14 protein-coding genes are annotated in these 16,526 nt (G+C 69.1%); 10 read left to right on the forward strand and 4 right to left on the reverse strand.

Annotation, left to right across the window (positions count from 1 at the left end; translation table 11 throughout):
* Nucleotides 1-593: 593 nt before the first annotated feature.
* The 8 genes from KSK32_RS31735 to KSK32_RS31765 all read left to right on the forward strand — a co-directional run bounded on the left by KSK32_RS31735 (nt 594) and on the right by KSK32_RS31765 (nt 11,084).
* Nucleotides 594-2,096 (forward strand): TIGR02677 family protein, encoded by a 1,503-nt coding sequence (locus KSK32_RS31735; RefSeq protein WP_216935548.1) that lies wholly within the window; start codon nt 594-596, stop codon nt 2,094-2,096.
* On the forward strand, nt 2,089-3,309 hold the full coding sequence (locus KSK32_RS31740; protein WP_216935549.1) for a TIGR02678 family protein: 1,221 nt from the start codon (nt 2,089-2,091) through the stop codon (nt 3,307-3,309). The genes KSK32_RS31735 and KSK32_RS31740 overlap by 8 nt, the downstream gene beginning before the upstream one ends.
* On the forward strand, nt 3,306-7,403 hold the full coding sequence (locus KSK32_RS31745) for a TIGR02680 family protein (RefSeq protein WP_216935550.1): 4,098 nt from the start codon (nt 3,306-3,308) through the stop codon (nt 7,401-7,403). The genes KSK32_RS31740 and KSK32_RS31745 overlap by 4 nt, the downstream gene beginning before the upstream one ends.
* On the forward strand, nt 7,400-8,656 hold the full coding sequence (locus tag KSK32_RS31750) for a TIGR02679 family protein (protein WP_216935551.1): 1,257 nt from the start codon (nt 7,400-7,402) through the stop codon (nt 8,654-8,656). The genes KSK32_RS31745 and KSK32_RS31750 overlap by 4 nt, the downstream gene beginning before the upstream one ends.
* A gap of 311 nt (nt 8,657-8,967) precedes the next feature.
* Nucleotides 8,968-9,543: a transposase family protein gene (locus KSK32_RS33710; RefSeq protein WP_254187275.1), complete on the forward strand. Its 576-nt coding sequence runs from the start codon at nt 8,968-8,970 to the stop codon at nt 9,541-9,543.
* A gap of 1 nt (nt 9,544) precedes the next feature.
* Nucleotides 9,545-10,285, forward strand: a complete 741-nt coding sequence (locus tag KSK32_RS33715; protein WP_254188896.1) for an ISL3 family transposase — start codon at nt 9,545-9,547, stop codon at nt 10,283-10,285.
* Between the two features lie 179 nt (nt 10,286-10,464).
* Nucleotides 10,465-10,740, forward strand: a complete 276-nt coding sequence (locus KSK32_RS31760) for a hypothetical protein (protein ID WP_216935552.1) — start codon at nt 10,465-10,467, stop codon at nt 10,738-10,740.
* Nucleotides 10,737-11,084 carry a hypothetical protein gene (locus KSK32_RS31765; protein WP_216935553.1) on the forward strand — a complete coding sequence of 116 codons (348 nt, stop codon included), beginning with the start codon at nt 10,737-10,739 and terminating at the stop codon, nt 11,082-11,084. Before KSK32_RS31760 ends, KSK32_RS31765 begins: the two co-directional genes overlap by 4 nt.
* 223 nt (nt 11,085-11,307) lie before the next feature.
* On the opposite strand, the gene KSK32_RS31770 is transcribed toward KSK32_RS31765, so the two are convergent.
* From KSK32_RS31770 to KSK32_RS31785, 4 genes are all read right to left on the reverse strand, one after another.
* Entirely contained in the window at nt 11,308-12,264 is a 957-nt protein-coding gene (locus KSK32_RS31770; protein WP_216935554.1) for a hypothetical protein, read from the reverse strand.
* Nucleotides 12,265-12,769: 505 nt separating this feature from the next.
* Nucleotides 12,770-13,888, reverse strand: a complete 1,119-nt coding sequence (locus KSK32_RS31775) for a site-specific integrase (RefSeq protein ID WP_289256459.1) — start codon at nt 13,886-13,888, stop codon at nt 12,770-12,772.
* A gap of 630 nt (nt 13,889-14,518) precedes the next feature.
* Nucleotides 14,519-14,788 (reverse strand): superoxide dismutase, encoded by a 270-nt coding sequence (locus tag KSK32_RS31780; RefSeq protein WP_254187276.1) that lies wholly within the window; start codon nt 14,786-14,788, stop codon nt 14,519-14,521.
* Between the two features lie 4 nt (nt 14,789-14,792).
* A complete protein-coding gene (locus KSK32_RS31785; protein ID WP_216935556.1) occupies nt 14,793-15,407 on the reverse strand; it encodes a superoxide dismutase in 615 nt (204 codons plus the stop codon).
* An 85-nt stretch (nt 15,408-15,492) separates the two neighbouring features.
* On the opposite strand from KSK32_RS31785, the gene KSK32_RS31790 reads away from it, so the two are divergent.
* The gene (locus KSK32_RS31790) at nt 15,493-15,951 is read left to right on the forward strand and encodes a Fur family transcriptional regulator (RefSeq protein ID WP_216935558.1); all 459 of its coding nucleotides are present in this window, start codon (nt 15,493-15,495) and stop codon (nt 15,949-15,951) included.
* On the forward strand, nt 15,930-16,526 hold the full coding sequence (locus KSK32_RS34690; RefSeq protein WP_216935560.1) for a CGNR zinc finger domain-containing protein: 597 nt from the start codon (nt 15,930-15,932) through the stop codon (nt 16,524-16,526). The genes KSK32_RS31790 and KSK32_RS34690 overlap by 22 nt, the downstream gene beginning before the upstream one ends.

Genomic DNA, 16,526 nt, shown 5'->3' on the forward strand with positions numbered 1-16,526 from the left:
CTCGCCGTCAGGGCAAGCCATCTCAGATGTCACCTATCGGTGCAGCAGACCCGACCCGTGAGCAAGAGACCTCGCTTGACCTGGCATGGTGAGCCCGCTTGCAGACCGGAGACCGGACGACGCGGCCGGATCTGCCTGCGCAGGTGCCGGCAGGCCTGGTTCACCCATTCCAGATATGTGTAGGCCCGCCCAACTGTTCGGTCGGTGCCGGCGACGTACACGTTCGCGAGAGAGTCACGTAGGTTCCCGACCGCGGAACTGAGCGATTCGGGGTTGAAGCTGGGGAAGGGGATGATCAGCACGCGCAAATCGTCCACTTAGTGCACACGCCGCGCCAGCATGAATCGCCGAGGCGTGTCGAGCGGGTGCCTCCCGACCTTCCTGCGCCGAACACGCTTGCAGCGAGGTCCGGTGATGACGATCTGGGGGTCGTCGCCGATGCCCGCGCCTCGCTGCTGCGGCGCGCGCCCCACTGAGGGGAGCGCCTCGGCCGCTACCGGCCCGCCAGTCCAAGTTGTCCGTCCACCGCTGGACCGCATTTTCCAGCGGTTCCGGCAATGCGGCCACTACTGACTGTCGCCTATTCTGTCCTCGTGGGTGAGCTGGCGGACGACCTGGGCCGCCTTGAGGCCTTCACCTATCTGACCGCACCTGAGCGCGCCACCTACCTCGCCATCATGCGTCTGTTCACGGCGTCCCTGATGACGGATCTCTCCGCCCAGCAGGTGGTCGAGGAACTCGCCGCCCAGGAGATTGACCTTAACCTCGACACCGCGGTGAGCCGCTTGAACCAGCTTGTCGGGTGGGGCAATCTGCTTCCGAGCTCACACACCGTACGAGTGAAAAGCATCGAGGAGTATCAACGCGCCCGGTCCCGATATCAGCTTTCACCGCTGGGCGAACGGGTGCAACGGCACGCGGATGACGTGCTGTCGAGTGCGGACGCCGCCCGAGAAATCAGCCGTGAGCTGCTGGGTTTGATCAGCAGCGGGTTGGGCGACCTGGCGAATCGTGTCGAACAACCGGGCGGGCTCGATACCGGCACCGCTCGCGAGACGGTCGCCGCGATCTTCGCCCAGTTCTGGGCGTTTCGGGACTCAGTACGCGACTTCTACGCCTTCCTCGGACAGGTTCTGGCGCGGTACGACCTCAACAGTGCGGAGTACGTCGGCTTCAAGGACCTTCTTCTGGACTACGTCGAGTCGATCACCGAGGAGATCGTTCTCCTCGCACCACGGATCGAACGTCATCTTCACCGCCTCTGGCCGCACTTGCCGGGCCTGGTACAAGTCATGAGAGACGGAGGGCTGGCCGGAGCCGCCGCCGACCTCGGCGTCACGGTGCAACGCAGCCGCGGGCATGAACTCGCCGACTGGACTGCGCTGCGAGCTTGGTTCAGTGACGCCGACGGTCGCCGCAGCGAGGTAACTCAACTGCGAGACGCCACCATGCGGGCCCTGCAGTCCCTGCTCGCCAATGCGAAACGGATGATGCGCTCCACCGGACACGGTGCCTCAAGGCGTCGTGAGCTGCTGCGGCTGGCAGCCTGGCTGGACACCGCCGATGAGGAATCGGCGGCTGATCTGTACACGTCGGCGTTCGGGCTCTACGGCGCCCGGCACCTCGGCATCGCGGCCGATCAGCAGGGCGTGGTAGCCGCGACGGCGAGCTGGTGGCCGACCCCGGCGGTGCAGGTTCCCGTCGCTCTGCGCGACCGCGGAGAGCGCACGCCGCGCGGTCGCGCTTCCGGAATTGCCGATCGCAGCGCCCTACAACAGGCATTGATCGATCAGGCGGCCGTCCTTCATGAGCTGCGGGTCGCGGCCGCGGCGGAGCTACTGTCCGCCGCGGCAGACCTTGGTGCGGTAAGCCTCTCCGCCCCGGCCGTACATCTCCTGCTCGAATTGATGGCGCAGACATTGGGCGCCGGTGACCCCCTGCTGGGCAACGCCGTCACCATGGTCGTCGATCTAGGGTTGCGCTGCGAGCTCATGAGCAAGCCGCGGAATGTGCTGACCCTACGCTCGGCAGCCGGGAACTTCATCGCCCAGGACATCGATATCGCGATCACTCGCCTGGAGGACTGTGGTGGCTGACGACCACGACATCGCGCTGGCGACCGAGCGCCGCAGGGCCATACGCGCCTTGCTGGCCTCGCCGCTGTTGCTCACCGCCAGCGACGACTTTCCCCTGGCCCGCCGCCACGCCGAATGGTTGAAGAGTTGGTTCGGCAACTTTCTCGGTTACCGACTCGTCGTAGAGGCGGACTTCGCCCGGCTCTTCAAGCCCGGGTTGGGTCCGGGGAGAGGCCGTCCGTTGCTGCGCGCGACCGGGCCGTTCACCCCGAGAATGTATGCCTACGTAACGCTCGCTGCGGCGGTGCTGCTCACATGCCCGGAACAGGTGTTGCTGTCCCAGCTCATCGCTGATGTACGGGCGGCGGCGGTCGAGGCCCGGATCGAACTCGGTGACGCCCAACGGCCCACCGAACGCCGCGCGCTTAGCGCCGCGCTCCGGCAACTAGTCTCATGGAACGCGCTGCGCGAGGAGCAGGGCACGGTCGCCGGTTACGCCGACGACGACCAAGCCGAAGCCCTACTCACCGTCAATCGCGACATCGTCGCCCACTTGATGGCGACGCCCCCGGGACGGGCTGCCACAGCGGCGGAGTTCGTCCGCTGTGCCGCCGAGCCCGGTCCAGGTGGCGCGCGCCACGCGGTGCGCCGGCGGCTGACTGAGGAACCGGTGACCTACCTCGACGAGCTGCCCGCCTCGGAGCGTGCCTGGCTGCGCCGGGAGCAACGCCGCGACGAGCGGTCGTTTCTGGAATACACCGGCCTGCAGGCGGAGCTGCGCGCCGAGGGGGCAGCTCTACTCGACCCCGACGAGGATCTCACCGATGTGCTGTTTCCCGGGGTCGGTACCGTCGCCCAAGCCGCGCTGCTGACCATCGGTGCGCTGGTCGAGCAGGTGCGCCCAGCCTCGGGGCGGCTGGTGGTCGGGGTGCCCATACCTGAAGGCGCCCTGGACCGGGTTTTGGCTGACCTGGCCGACCGCCACAGCCGGCGGTGGGCGGGCCGGTACGTCGACGATCCACTCCTGCTGCGAGAGGCGGTCATCGCGTTGCTGACCAGCATGGGACTACTGGCGCGATCGGCGCCGACGGTAGCCGACGCCGAGTCCGACGAAACCGTCGCCGCCGAACGGGCGGTCGACGCTCGCGCCGCCCGTGGCGACGCCCCCGAAGGCACGCTGGTTCTGCTCGCGGCTGCAGCCCGCTACGCTGCGAGCGAGGCGGTGCGGTCATGAGCACAGCGGCCGTCGTGGCAAGCCGGATGGAGACCCTGCCGGCGCACCCGTACAGGTATCGCCTACACCGGGCGGGGATCTGCAACATCTGGCAGTACGACGATCAGGTGTTCCAGTTCGAGGGCGGCCGCCTGCTGCTGCGCGGTAAGAACGGCGCCGGAAAATCGAAGGCCTTGGAATTACTGCTGCCATTCCTGTTGGACGGCGACGCCAAGCGTCTGGATGCCACCGGTGCTGGCCGCACCACCTTCCGCTGGCTGATGAGTGAGGGTGCCAGCGGGGTGAATCGGCAGGGATTTGTCTGGCTGGAGCTCCGGCGCACCGACGAACATGACGTGGCACAGTTTGTGACGCTGGGGGCGGTCGTTCGGTGGTCGTCATCCACCACGGAGGCACGGCTCACCTATTTCATGACTCCCCTGCGTATCGGCGTTGACGTCGACCTGGCAGTGGACCGACAACCCGTGCCCGTCGAGCGACTCCGCGAGACCCTGGGCGAGGCGGCTCTAATGAGCAGCGCCCGTGACTACCGTGCCCGGGTGGGTCGTGAACTCTTCGGGATCAGCGATCCGGGCCGATACCGCAATCTCGTCCACCTGCTGTACCGGCTGCGCCGTCCCACCATCGGCGACCGGATCGAGGCGGGCCAGCTCACCACCGAACTGAGCGAGGCACTGCCATCAGTCGACGACGACGTACTCGATTCGGTCGCGCACAATCTCGACGACCTGGAGACCGTCCGCGCAGACTTGGGCAGACTCGAAGCCACCCATGCCGCGCTAGTCGACCTCATGGCGGCCTACCGAGGATATCTGCGCGGCGAGCTGCGCCGCCGTGTACAGGCGGTGGACGAGGCTCTGTCCCAGCTACGAGCCCAGCGTCGGCAGGCGGGCCAAGCCGAGCGGGAGGTCGCGGCGGCCCTCGGCGCGGAGCAAGCCGCCGTGGCCGCAGTCGAACGCTGCGAGCACGCGGAGCGGCAGGCTCGGGCCGAGCTCGGAGCTCTCCGCGACAGCGCCGCGTATCGGGCCGTTCAGGAGCTGGGGCAGCGCCGTCTCGCGGTACGGGCGCTCGAGTCGGCGGCCCGGTCCGCGGCGCGCGCAGCCGACGCCGACCGACAGACTTTCACCGATGTCGTGTCGCGCCTTGCCGCGGAGACCGACCGGCTGACGGGCGCCGTCAGCGAACTGCGCGACAGCCATCGGCACCTTCGCGACCTCGCCGCCGAATCGGGCCTGGACACCGGACATTTCGGTGCGGTGCCGGAGTTGCGCTATCTCGGAGCTCCGGCTGACCCCTCGACGCGAGTTGTTTACCACAGCCTGGCAGGTCAGGAGTTCGGCGAGCACCGTGCGCGCATCGCAGCGGCCGAGGAGGCGGCGCGGGCACGGCGGACGGCCGTCGTCGACGTTCACCGGCGGCTGGACGAGGCGGACGCGGCCGTCGCCGCGGCCGTCCGCGCGGAGGCCGACCGCGACCTGCTCGACGGACAGCAGAGCGTCGCTCAGGACCGCCTGAGCGAGGTCACGACCGGCCTCGCTGCGGCCAGCAGCGCCTTCGCGCACGCCGTAAGGGAATGGATGTCGCTGCCGGCCCTGGCCGACGCAGCTCTCGCGCCGGTGCAGGAGGCTCTGCTCGGTGATGACCCGCTGCCGGCGGGCACGCAGGCTGAGGTGCGCGCAGCGGCTGAGCTTGCTGCGGAACCGCTGCGCGGCGCGGCCGAGGCCCGGCGCGACACGTTGCGGTCCCAGCAGGCGCAGGTCCAGGCCAACCTCGACGAGGTACGCGGCGAGCACAGTCGGTGGAACGCCATGACCGACCCTGAGCCACCCCGGTCGCGATTTCGGCCCGGCTCCCCGTCGCGACCGGGCGTACCGCTATACCGGTTGATTGACTTCGCCGATCACCTCGACGAGCGGCAGCGGGCCGGGATCGAGGCAGCTCTGGAGTCCAGCGGGCTGCTCGACGGGCTGCTCGCCGAGGGCGGCACGGTGCTGGACCCGTTAAGCGGTGAGGTGATTCTCCGACCTGGTCCGCCGGCAGCCGCACCCACTCTCTGGGAGGCGCTGGTCGTCGTGCCCGGGGCTAAACACGTGGCGGACCTGCTGCACAGCATCGGCCTCGGGCCGACCTCGAACGCGAGCAGTTGGATCGCCGACGACGGTCGATGGCGACTCGGCGTGGCCCACGGTGCCTGGACGAAACCGGCGGCCGAGTACGTCGGCACGGCCAACCGCGAGGCCTTGCGGCGACGCCGGCTCGCCGACCTGCAAAAACAGCTGAACGACCTGACGCACGTACTCACCGGCATCGACGAACAGCTCACCGTGAACGACCGCGAACGTGGCGCGCTCACCACGGCGCTTCGCGCTCTGCCCGATGGCGCTGAGCTGGGCCGCGCCTGGGCCCGTCGTGACGAAGCGGAATCTACCGCGCACCGGCTTGCTCGCCAGGCGGCCGACGCGCGACGAAGAGCACGCGAGCTCCGCAGCGTCGCCGACGACCGCAGGGCCCGCGTGCAGTCCGCGGCGGAGGCCCATCTCCTACCCGCGGATCGCGACAGTCTGAGCAGCATCGACCAACGCCTGCGCCAGCTCGGTGCGGAGCTGCCCCGCTACAGCCGGAAGATCGGACAGTTCATCAACGAGCTCAAGCAATACGAGTCACTGATCGTCCGGCACGTTGAGGCCGGTGACCGTGCCGCCGTTACCGCCGACGAGGCCCGAGCCGCAGCCGAGGTATATCTCGCTGCGGAAGAAGCGTTCGCCGTTCTCGAACGGTCGCTCGACGCTGAGCCGGCGGAAATCCACCGGCAGGAAAGCGCAGCCGAGGCACGCCTGCACGCGGCCGAGACGGAGCTGCCATCGGCCCGTCGCGGCTACGAACAGGCACGGGACCGCCGGGTCCGGGCCGAACAGGTGCGCGACCACACCCGGCAACTGCTGACTCATCAGGAGCAGGTTGCCCTGGACGCCGGCATCGCGCTGCCACGTGTCCTCACCCTGCCCGGCGTCGGTCCCGCGCTCGCGCTGTCCACCGACGTGTCATTCGAGCCAGGCACCGGGGCCCCGCCGGAGAGGATCCGGCAGCTCGACGAACTCGCCGGCCTGCTCCGCGAAGCGCTCGGCCGGCCCCAGCAGGACCTGAGCGAGAATGCCCTGCACCAGCGCTACAACGACGTTCGAAGCAGGCTGCCCGGCGGTTTCGACCTCGTCTGGGAGGATCGGGACGGCGTTAAGGTCGTCGAGATCGCCGACGACATCGGGCAGCACCCCGCCGCCGTGGCAACCGCACGACTCGGCACGGAGCTAGAGCAGAAGCGTTCTGCCGTCGCCGAACGGGAACGGCACGCGTTCGAGCGCTTCCTGCTCGGCGAGTTGGGGGATGCGCTGTCCCGGCAGATCCGTTCTGCCGAGAGCCTCGTGTCGGCCATGAACGCCACCCTCGCCGGAGTACGGACCTCGCACGGGCTCGGCGCCCGACTCGTGTGGACTTTGAAGGACGGCGCGGACGCGGACACCCGTACGGCCGTCGCCCTGCTCAGGACCCCGCTCGAGCTGCGGACCCGAGAGAACAACGACCGGCTCCGCGCGGCCCTCGCCCGCCGGGTCGAGGATGCCCGACGCGCAGACCCCTCCGCCGGGTACGCGGTGCATCTGCGCGCGGCACTCGACTACCGCAGCTGGTTCGGCTTTACCGTCAAGGTCACCGACCAGGCAAACCCGAACCGGGAGCGAATCCTGTCGGCGCGTACCGCGATGTCGCAAGGGGAGCAGCGGGTGGTGTCGTACCTGGTGTTGTTCGCCGCCGCCGCCGCACACTTCACCTCGGTCGGCGATGCCTACCCGAAAGCCCCACGGTTGATCCTTCTCGACGACGCGTTCGCAAAGGTCGACGAACCCACCCATGGTCGGCTGCTCGGTCTGCTGGTCGACCTCGACCTGGATGCCGTGCTGACCAGCGAGCGGCTCTGGGGCTGCTTCCCCGAGGTGCCCTCGTTGGGCATCTACGAGTGTCTCCGCGACCCCGCCCAACCCGGCGTTGCCACGCTGCACTTCCGCTGGGACGGTCGCCGCCGGACGGTCCTCACCTCATGATCCCGGTCGGCGCACTCGAATACCTGAAGTCAAATGGGCTACGACCATTGTGGGCTGCCGTACACGCGCGCCTGGTGCGTAACGGCCGTATGGTCGGTGGACGTTTGACATTGACAGGGCTGAACGACGAGGAACGCGAAGCCGTCGGCCAGTTCCTCGGTCAGGCTGTCGGGTCGACGCACACGCTTAAATTGGCCGACCTCGACCGGCAGCTGTGGGAAAGTGCTGCGGGAACCGGACTGCTCGGCGTGGTGGAAGCGATCGTCGGTCTGGTGCCGGACCGACGAGCCGACGCCTCCGTAGAGACGGCGCGGCGAGCCTGGCTGCGGGACCAGGCGAACGCAGCCCTGGTAGCCGCCGGCCTGAGCAACTGCCCTTGGACGTCCGAGTGGTTGGACCACTTGTGGCGTCACGGCCTACCGGCGCGCCTACCTTCCGAGGAGGTACGCCGCATCATCAGCCAGGCGACCACCACGCTTGGGCTGACCGTCGGCGAGCACGGGCGAACCTGGTCCCGCGGCGAACTGGCTCAAGTAGTCACCGGCAGCGCCCACGGGCTCGACGATGACAGCCCGCTGACCCGCCTAGTCCTGCGAGGGCTCGCCCTCGCCCTCACCGGTGCCTCCGATTACCCGCTAGGCGCTGCGGAACGCCGCGCTCTCTGGGATGCCGCCGGGGTAACCAGCGACACTGTTGCGACGACCGTACTCACCTATGGGCTGCGCCCCCTCGGCGATGACTGGCTGCGCTTCCGCGCCGACGCAGGCGCCGAGACCCACCTGACGCTACGGGAAATCCGCCGTCTTGCTCCCCTGCGTCTGGCCCCGCAGACCGTTTATGTATGTGAGAACCCACGGGTTCTGGAAGCTGCGGCCGATGCGGGTGCTGCTCCGGCGATCGTCTGCACGATGGGCAACCCCACAACGGTTTCCATCGCCCTCCTAGACGCTGCCGTGGAATCGCCGGACGTGCGTCTGCTCTACCACGGAGACTTCGACTGGCCTGGCATCGCCATCGCCGACCGCATCATGCGGCGATACAACGCCAAACCCTGGCAATTCATGGCTGCCGACTATCGCCGTGCCGTCGCACAGGCCACCAAACGTGGGACGCCACGACAACCTCTCACCGGGCGCGCGAGGGAGACTCCGTGGGATCCGGCCCTCTCCGGGGCGATGGCGCAGACCGCCACCGCGATCCACGAGGAGGCGGTGATCGAGAGCCTCTTGGGCGACCTTAGTCGCACGAGGTAGCTGGCCTGCCCGCCTTCGCCGAAAATCTGGTCTGCCCTGGGCTCGACGCAGGCAGGCCGGCCGGGATCTTGTGCCGCCCGGCAGTCCCTCTGGTCCATCTCGCCCGTGAGCCCGTGTGGCCCAGCCACGGCCCACAACAGCGCGGCCGATCGTCGGTGGCGAAGCCCACCCCGGTCGGCTCAGAGGTATGGAGGCTCTTCGAAGTTGAGCGGGGTTCGTGGCTGACGGCGACCCGGATATAGAGGGCTCGCAGCTCATCGGTGATCATCTGAGTGTCTAGATCGGATGGTCACAAGTGAAGAGCTGCGAGCATGGTCAACGATACGACCCGGCTGCTGGGTCTGGACGGCCTGGTGGTGGAACGGGTCGAGCTGGACGTCGAGGGCGTCCCCGTGGTGGATGTGTCCACCGGTTGTGAGCAGGCACGATGCTGCCCGCAGTGTGGGCAGCGAGCGGCCCGGGTGAAGCAGTGGGCCACGACCCGGCCGCGGGACCTGCCGGTCGCCGGTCGACCAGTGCGGCTGCGCTGGCGCAAACGACGTTGGTACTGCCCGACCCCGGCCTGTCCGCGCAGGTCGTTCACCGAGCAGGTCGCCCAGGTTCCGGCCCGTTCACGGCTGACCACCCGACTGCGGCAGGCGGCCGGGGCGGCGGTCGCCGACGGCGGACGCACGATCGTGCAGGCCGCCCGCGACCACGGTATCTCGTGGCCGATCGTCGCGGCCGCGTTCACCACCCACGCCACCGCGGTGTTGCCGGCCGAGCCCGAGCCGGTCGCAGTGCTCGGCATCGACGAGGTCCGCCGGGGCAAGCCCCGCTGGGTCTGGGACGAGCAGGCCGCCTCATGGAACCACGACCGCGGACCGATGGCACGTCGGCTTCTGTGATCTGTCCGGCGGCCAAGGGCTACTCGCCCAGGTCGAAGGCCGCACCACCGCCGCGGTCACCGGCTGGCTGGCCGCTCGCCCACCCGCCTGGCGCGAGCAGGTCACGGCGGTCGCGATCGACATGTGCACCGTGTTCAAGGCCGCCATCCGGCAGGTCCTGCCACACGCGCTGCTGGTCGTCGACCATTTCCACGTCGTGCAACTGGCCAACCGGGCCGTCACCGAGGTCCGCCGCCGGGTCACGCTCACCCAGCGCGGACGCCGTGGCCGCGGCACCGACCCGGAATGGCGGATCCGCAACCGGCTGACCCGATCCGCGGCCCGCATGCCCGGCAAACACGTCGACCGCCTGGCCGACACCCTCGACGCCCTACCCGCCAAGATCGGCGCCCCGATCCTCGCCGCGTGGAACGCCAAGGAAGACCTCCTCGACCTACTCGCGACCGCCCGCACCCACCCGGACCGCGAACACGTCCACCATCTGCTACGCCGCTTCTACACCCGTTGCGCCGCCACCGACCTGCCCGAACTCCACCGACTCGCCACCACCATCGAGACCTGGTGGCCACAGATCTTTGCGTTCCTGACAACCGGGATCACCAACGCCGGCTCCGAAGGAACCAACCGGGTCATCAAGACCGTCGCCCGCGACGCCTACGGCTTCCGAAACACCGAAAACCAGCGACTACGCACCCGCACCGCGACCACCCGCCGCCACCGCGGACACCTCAACCCCGCTTAACTTAGAAGAGCCGGTATGGATAGTCATCACACTGGCGGCGCGGTCTCCGAAACAGCTTGTAGGGCGTCCTAGGACAGACGCGTAACTGCCGGGCGCATGGACTCCCCCTCCGGTGGCCTTGAGCCTTGTCCGAAACGACGGGTCTAGCTGCTAAAATACGTGTGTATTACACTCGCTAGGTGCCGTACGAGTGGGAAGAGTGGGCGTTGCAGGCGCTGGCGGGCATTCAGCCCTACGAGGTCCGCCAAGTCCTGGAAGCCAAGCAGCGGTGGCCGCGTCCAGGCGCTGACGCCACCGGGTTGCGCGTACTGACCGTGTGGGCGCGCACCCGCGACGGTCGTCCTCTGATCGTGGCGGTGCACCACGTCGACGGTTTCACCTGGAAGATCATCGGTGCCCGAGACATGAGCGACACCGAACGTGCTGACTTCACCCGATGGGAGCAGACGCGATGAGCGACAACCAGCACCTGCCGCGCACCCCGGAAGAGGCCGCCGCACTCATGAACGACCTCACCTTCGACCCTGCGCCGACGACAGCGGAACAGGAGGCGGAGCTGCTTGCCTCCCTCCCGCCAGAAGGCGCCGAGGTCATGGTCGTGCGGTCCCTGCGCATGCCCACCGACCTCGACGACGCCGTCACCGCAGCCGCCAAAGACGCCGGCGTCACCAAAACAGCCTGGATCCGCCAAGCCATCGAGATCGTGCTGACCATGCAGTCCGACGACGACCAGCCCATCTCCCGCGCCGACGCCCTTCGCGCGCTCACCTTGCTCCGCCCGGTCCGCCGCGCCGCCTGACCACGTAGATCACCGCCGACACCAGGCTCACAACGGGCGAGCAGAACCGCGCAACCTGCCTCGCCCGCCTGGACGTCCTGCTCGGTCTGAGCGGTCAATAACTACACGCACCGCGACACGAGACTGCGGCGACCCAAGCCATCCCGCTCCCCCGGCACCAGAAGCGGCAGGTCCGCCCCCGCCCGCAGGCACCATGTACGGTAGGGCGGCAACGACCGCCCGTTCAGCGACAGGCGCGTTGTTGAGCTGCCCTGCGGATCGCGGGCAGGTGACTGGTCAGGGTTCGAGCATACGCGGCCAGCAGGTCCGTGGTCCGCTCGACATGTTCCCACAGCGCCTCTTCCTCCGCCTCGGATACGGCAGCGGCATCCTCCGGCTCGGCGAGCCGTACGGCGGCGGCGAGCGCGACGTCGACGGCCCTGGTCGTCGTTCGGATGGTGTCGACAACCGTCAGCGGTACGCCAGCGGCGGTGATCGTCGCCGTGAGCTCGTCCGCGGGCAGCAGAACCGGCATCTGATGGTCGACCCAGGTGTCACCCCACATGCGGCGCAGCCGAGCATCGGGCAGGGGATCATCGACCACGTCCATCTCGCCGGACGGTGAGCGTTGAAGTATCAGTCCTGCTCGGGCGGCGTACTCGCCCGCATCCAGCGGTGGGTCAGCGGGTGCGTCCGGGTTCACGGGCGGTCCCGCGAACAACGCGGCGAGCCTGGCCAACGTTTTGACGTCCTGGGATGGCCCTGGCAGGTGGTGAAGCTCCTCGTCAGTGAGGTGGGCGCTGGGGTCGGCGCCGGCTGCGCGCACGGGGTCGATCGGCTGGCCGGCTACGGTGGACAACACGGCGTAGGTTGCCAGGTCGGCCCACCAGGCCACGATCTGTCGGGCTGACTGTCGCAGGAGGCGCGCCCTGTCGGTGGCGTGGGCCAGGCGCACGGACGACAGCGCTCGGCTCGGGTTGGGGTAGCAGAGGTGGCCGGCCGGTAGCCCGTCCTGCGTGAACCAGCGCTCGTTGTCGTCGTTGCATTCGTCGAGTTCGCGCTGCGCCGTAGCCGATTCCTCGATGAGGCGATCGGCGGTCGCGGCGAGGTCCGCCAAGACGGTGTCGACGGCCTCGGGCGTCATCTCGGGAGGAGTCGACGGTGCCACGTGTTCAGGGACATCGGTTGTTGTTTCCCGCACGGGTCCTCTCCTTCGACATGGGGGCGCTACGGGTGGTCACGGACGCCATAGGTTGCCGTTGATGGAGGCTATGCGGTGTGCGCCCACAGCTTCGCTGCGACACGCGAGCGGCGGGTACCTCTCGGTTGCCAGCCCGCTCTGCTGTGCGCGCTCCGCGCTGTCTACGACCACCGCGAGGCGCGCACATGTCGCGGTGTGGCCCCGGCCCGGGGCCGGGGCCACACGGGGCGCCGCACCGCACACGGGGCGCGCGACAGCCGGCGCTCTCCAACAGCAGCAGCGCCGCCATGCGCAGATCGACAGGCCACAGCCGACGGATCAAGGGGCCGAGTCCTGCACCGCCAACCTGTGTGCTCGGCACCGGCGCGGATCCGCAGCGTCACACCGGTGTGTCAACGGTCCGGATTGAGAACAAGACTGGCCGCACCGCTTCCGGGTGAGCTTGCCGGAGTGCCGCGCGGCGAGTTGGCCACGCTGCACGGCGTCGGGCCGATGAGGCGCGACTTCATGGGGAAGGCGGTCGAGCAGCGCCGCGGGGGTCCGGGACAGCATTCGGAGGTGCCTTATGAGGTAGTTCGCGGATGCGGGGCCAGGGGACGGCGTGGTCTGCTGCCGCCTGGGCCAGTGGGTGGGGTTGACTGGTCATCACGGACAACGCGGCGGCCATGTCGTGCAGGTCAGCCTTGATGTAGGTGGTGGTGGAGGGACCTGGGCTGTCGGTGTGTCCGGCGTAGGCGCGGGCGATGCCATAGCCGAAGTGTCGTTCCACCCAGGTCAGGGTGGTGTGGCGCAGCCAGTGGGTCGACACGCCGTGCACGGCGACCCAGGGTAGGCGTTCCCCAAGGCGTTTCCAGAGGTGGTCGTAGCGGCGGCTGGTGATCGGTTGGCCGGCGCGGTTGCGTAGCAGCCGATCGGTGTGGAGAACGGCACCCCGGGCGCGGGCGTGTTCGCGCAGGTGTTCGGCAAGATCAAGGGTGATCGGCTGCCAGCGGAGGGTGGCTCCCTTCTCGGTGAGGCGGACGAGTCCGTTGGTGGTGTCGAGGTCGACCAGCCGCAGCGCGAGGGCGCCTCCGCGGCGGCACGCGGTCTCGGTGTGCAGCCGCAGCAGCAGCGTGTCGAGTACGACGTCGTTACCACTCGTACGCGCTTCGATGTTGATCTCTTCCAGCTCGTGTCGCGTCAGGGCGCGACGGTTGCTGGGCAGTCGCCGGGGTTTCGCGACCCGGTGCGCGGGGCTGGCGGACGCGGCGATCAGCCCGTCGTCGATGGCGCGGGCGTAGAAGGCGCGGGCGGCGGCGATGACGTGTTCACCGGCGTGGCGACCGTTGCGGCTGGTTCGTCGCGATACGGCGGTGGCGATGATCGTTTGTTTCAGGGCCTCGATGTCGGTGGCGGCGATGGTGTCCAGGGGTCGGTCGGGCCACGTGTAGGCCATGCGGGCCCAGTAGGTGCCGTACGTGCGTCGGGCTCCGGGCCCGGCAGCGGCGACGACGTGGGGCAGGTACTCGGTGATCGTCGGCAGGGTTACCGACGTCGCGGTTTGGGATTGAAGGTCGGCGATGGTGACACCCAGGCGAGCCAGGACCTGGCGGGCTACGGCGACGGTGGCGGGATCAGCGGTCACGATCTTCTCCCGACAGGTCAGCGTGCAGGGTGGCTAGAAGACGCACGACGACGGTGAAGGGGTGGACGATGAGCGTGTCGTGGTCTACGAGGGTAGCGAGCAGCACCGGTTGGCCTGGTTCGAATCGGCACAGTTGTCGGAGGCTGGCCGGCAGTGGCAGGTCGCCTCGGCTGCCCACCCGGTGCCGGCCGATGTCGGACGACGTGATGACGATCATCGTTTGGTGGGGCCGGATTTCGAGGCGGTGTCCCGGGCCCCAGGCCAATGCCCGAAGCGGTTGCTGGGCGGTCAGTCGGCCGCACCGGGCGGGGTGAGCCATCCCCAGGAGCAGATCGGACGGCTCGGTGACCGTCGGGAGAGGGCTTCGGGTGGGCAGTACCGGTATCGGCATCGGGGTGGGGACTGGTCTCTCGGGACGATGGGTGGGAAGCAGAGGGCGGATGAGTCGCTCGGTAGCGCTCAACGGGGTCATCACCTGTTAACGGCATAGCTGCCCTCGAAGGCTGCGACTGCCCGCGGGGGGGCGATGGTGGTCAGTCGTCGACGGTGAGGTCCTGGGTGTGATCGGCGGTGTCGACATGCCTGGCAGGGTCCTCGTCGCCGGTGGTGCGGGCGTCGAGGACCCTGCGCTCAGCTTCCCTCTACCGGTGGCTGGCCGGCGGTGGCGGCGACGAGTAGGGACAGCTCCCGGACCAGGTCGTCCATGGGCTGGCCGCTGCTGGCCCGGACCAGGCCGAGGGCCAGGTCGGCGAGCAGGTAGAAGCCGAGGGTGCGGGCCTGCTCGCCGGCGAACGCGGCGAGCAGTTCCTCGGCGCCGGCGAGGTCACCGCGGTGCTTGGCGGCGATGACTCCGGCGGCGCGTTGGAGGAGGTCCGCCGTGGCGGGGGTGGTCTGATCCACCAGGTCAGATCTTCGGGCTCGTCGCGCGGGCGGCGTCGAAGCGGGCGATCACGTCGGACCAGTTGACCAGGTTCCACAGTCGGTCGACGTAGTCGGGGCGCACGTTGCGGTACTGCAGGTAGTAGGCGTGTTCCCAGGCGTCGAAGACCAGCAGCGGGGTGGTGCCCTGGCCGACGTTGCCGTGGTGGTCGTAGACCTGTTCGACGATCAGCCGCCGCCCCAGCGGCTCCCAGCCGAGCACGCCCCAGCCGGAGCCCTGCACGCCCTTGGTGGCTGCGGAGAGTTGGCCGGTGAACGCGTCGAAGGAGCCGAAGTGCTCGTCGATCGCGGCGGCGAGGTCGCCGTCGGGGCGGTCGCCGCCGTCCGGGGACAGGTTGCCCCAGAAGATCGAGTGGAGCACGTGGCCGGAGAGGTTGAAGGCGAACGTCTTCTCCAGGCCGACGAGCGTGGCGAAGTCGCCCTTCTCACGGGCTTCGGCGAGCTTCTCCAGGCCGTCGTTGGCGCCTTTGACGTACGCCGCGTGGTGCTTGCTGTGGTGCAGCTGGAGGATCTCGCCGGACATGGCCGGTTCCAGCGCGCCGTAGTCGTAGGGCATGTCGGGCAGGGTGTAGAGCGCCATCAGGGAATCCTTCCGGTGATGCTGCCGTAGTTTGGTTGTTGCCAGTATCTTGCAACAAGGTGGCGGTTGTCGTGAGGAGCGGGGATTGATCACATCGCCTGTCGACCGGGTGAGCGCCGTGATGGATCGGCTGCGCCGTGCCGGTCTTCGTACGACATTCGCGCGTCGCGGCGTCGTCGACGCGCTCGGCGAGGCCGCCGGCGAGCGTCGGCATCTGCGCGCCGCCGAGGTGCATCAGCGGCTCACCGGTCGAGGACTGGCGGTGGAGTTGTCCACCGTGCACCGCGTACTCACCCAGCTGGTGGACGTCGGTGTGGCCCACACGGTGTCGGTGAGTGGGACGGCGACGTTCGGGTTGGCTGACCTGCCGCACCATCACGCGGTGTGTCAGGGCTGCGGCGGCATGCGCCAGCTGGCCGCCTCGGCGGTGGCTGGCACGGTCACGGCGGCCCGGGCGGTGGGCATCGAGGTGGATCCGGACGGGGGTAACGGCGGGGTGGTCGTGTACGGGCGGTGCGCGCCGTGCCGCAGCAGGATCACCTGACCGCGTCGGCCGGTCGCACGTCCGTGCCCCGCCCTCGCGAGCACCGGACGGACCTCACCGATCGCGGTGAGTTGACGGCGCTGGCGGTGTGCCTGGCCAACACGCGGTTCGACGACACCACCCAGGTGTGCGCCGCGGTGACCCGGTGGCCGGGCCTGGGCGACGGGCTCACGTCGACCGGCCTCGCGGTGTTGGGGTCGGCGGGCCGGCAGCTTCGCGCGGTCTTCGTCGACGCCGCAGGCGGCCGCGACCGGGAGGCTGTCGACCGGCTCAACCGGCTGCTCACCCGGCACCGGCTGCGGCCGGTCATCTCCGGCGCCGGCCCGTCGGATCGCCATCTGCACGTCGCCGCGGTGGGCAGCGACGCGGCGGTGGAGTATGTGGCGGCGGCGGTGTGGGCGCTCGCGGTGTTCCTGTGCGAGCAGGGCGTCGACCGGTTGAAGGTGTGCGCCGAACCGGGGTGCGGCGCGGTGTTCCTGGACGGCAGCACGAACCGGCGTCGCCGTTTCTGCTCGCCGCGCTGCGCCACCCGCACGCACGTGCGGGCGCACCGCGCGCGGCGGCGTGTCACCTGA

The organism is Micromonospora sp. WMMB482 (assembly GCF_019038635.1).
Taxonomy (GTDB): Bacteria; Actinomycetota; Actinomycetes; order Mycobacteriales; family Micromonosporaceae; genus Micromonospora; species Micromonospora marina.

Excerpts from the sequence above, each read along its gene's own strand:
- KSK32_RS31745 (WP_216935550.1), top strand. The coding sequence starts at position 3,306 with ATGAGCACAGCGGCCGTCGTGGCAAGCCGGATGGAGACCCTGCCGGCG.
- KSK32_RS31750 (WP_216935551.1), top strand. The coding sequence starts at position 7,400 with ATGATCCCGGTCGGCGCACTCGAATACCTGAAGTCAAATGGGCTACGA.
- KSK32_RS33710 (WP_254187275.1), top strand. The coding sequence starts at position 8,968 with ATGGTCAACGATACGACCCGGCTGCTGGGTCTGGACGGCCTGGTGGTG.
- KSK32_RS31765 (WP_216935553.1), top strand. The coding sequence starts at position 10,737 with ATGAGCGACAACCAGCACCTGCCGCGCACCCCGGAAGAGGCCGCCGCA.
- KSK32_RS31785 (WP_216935556.1), bottom strand. The coding sequence starts at position 15,407 with ATGGCGCTCTACACCCTGCCCGACATGCCCTACGACTACGGCGCGCTG.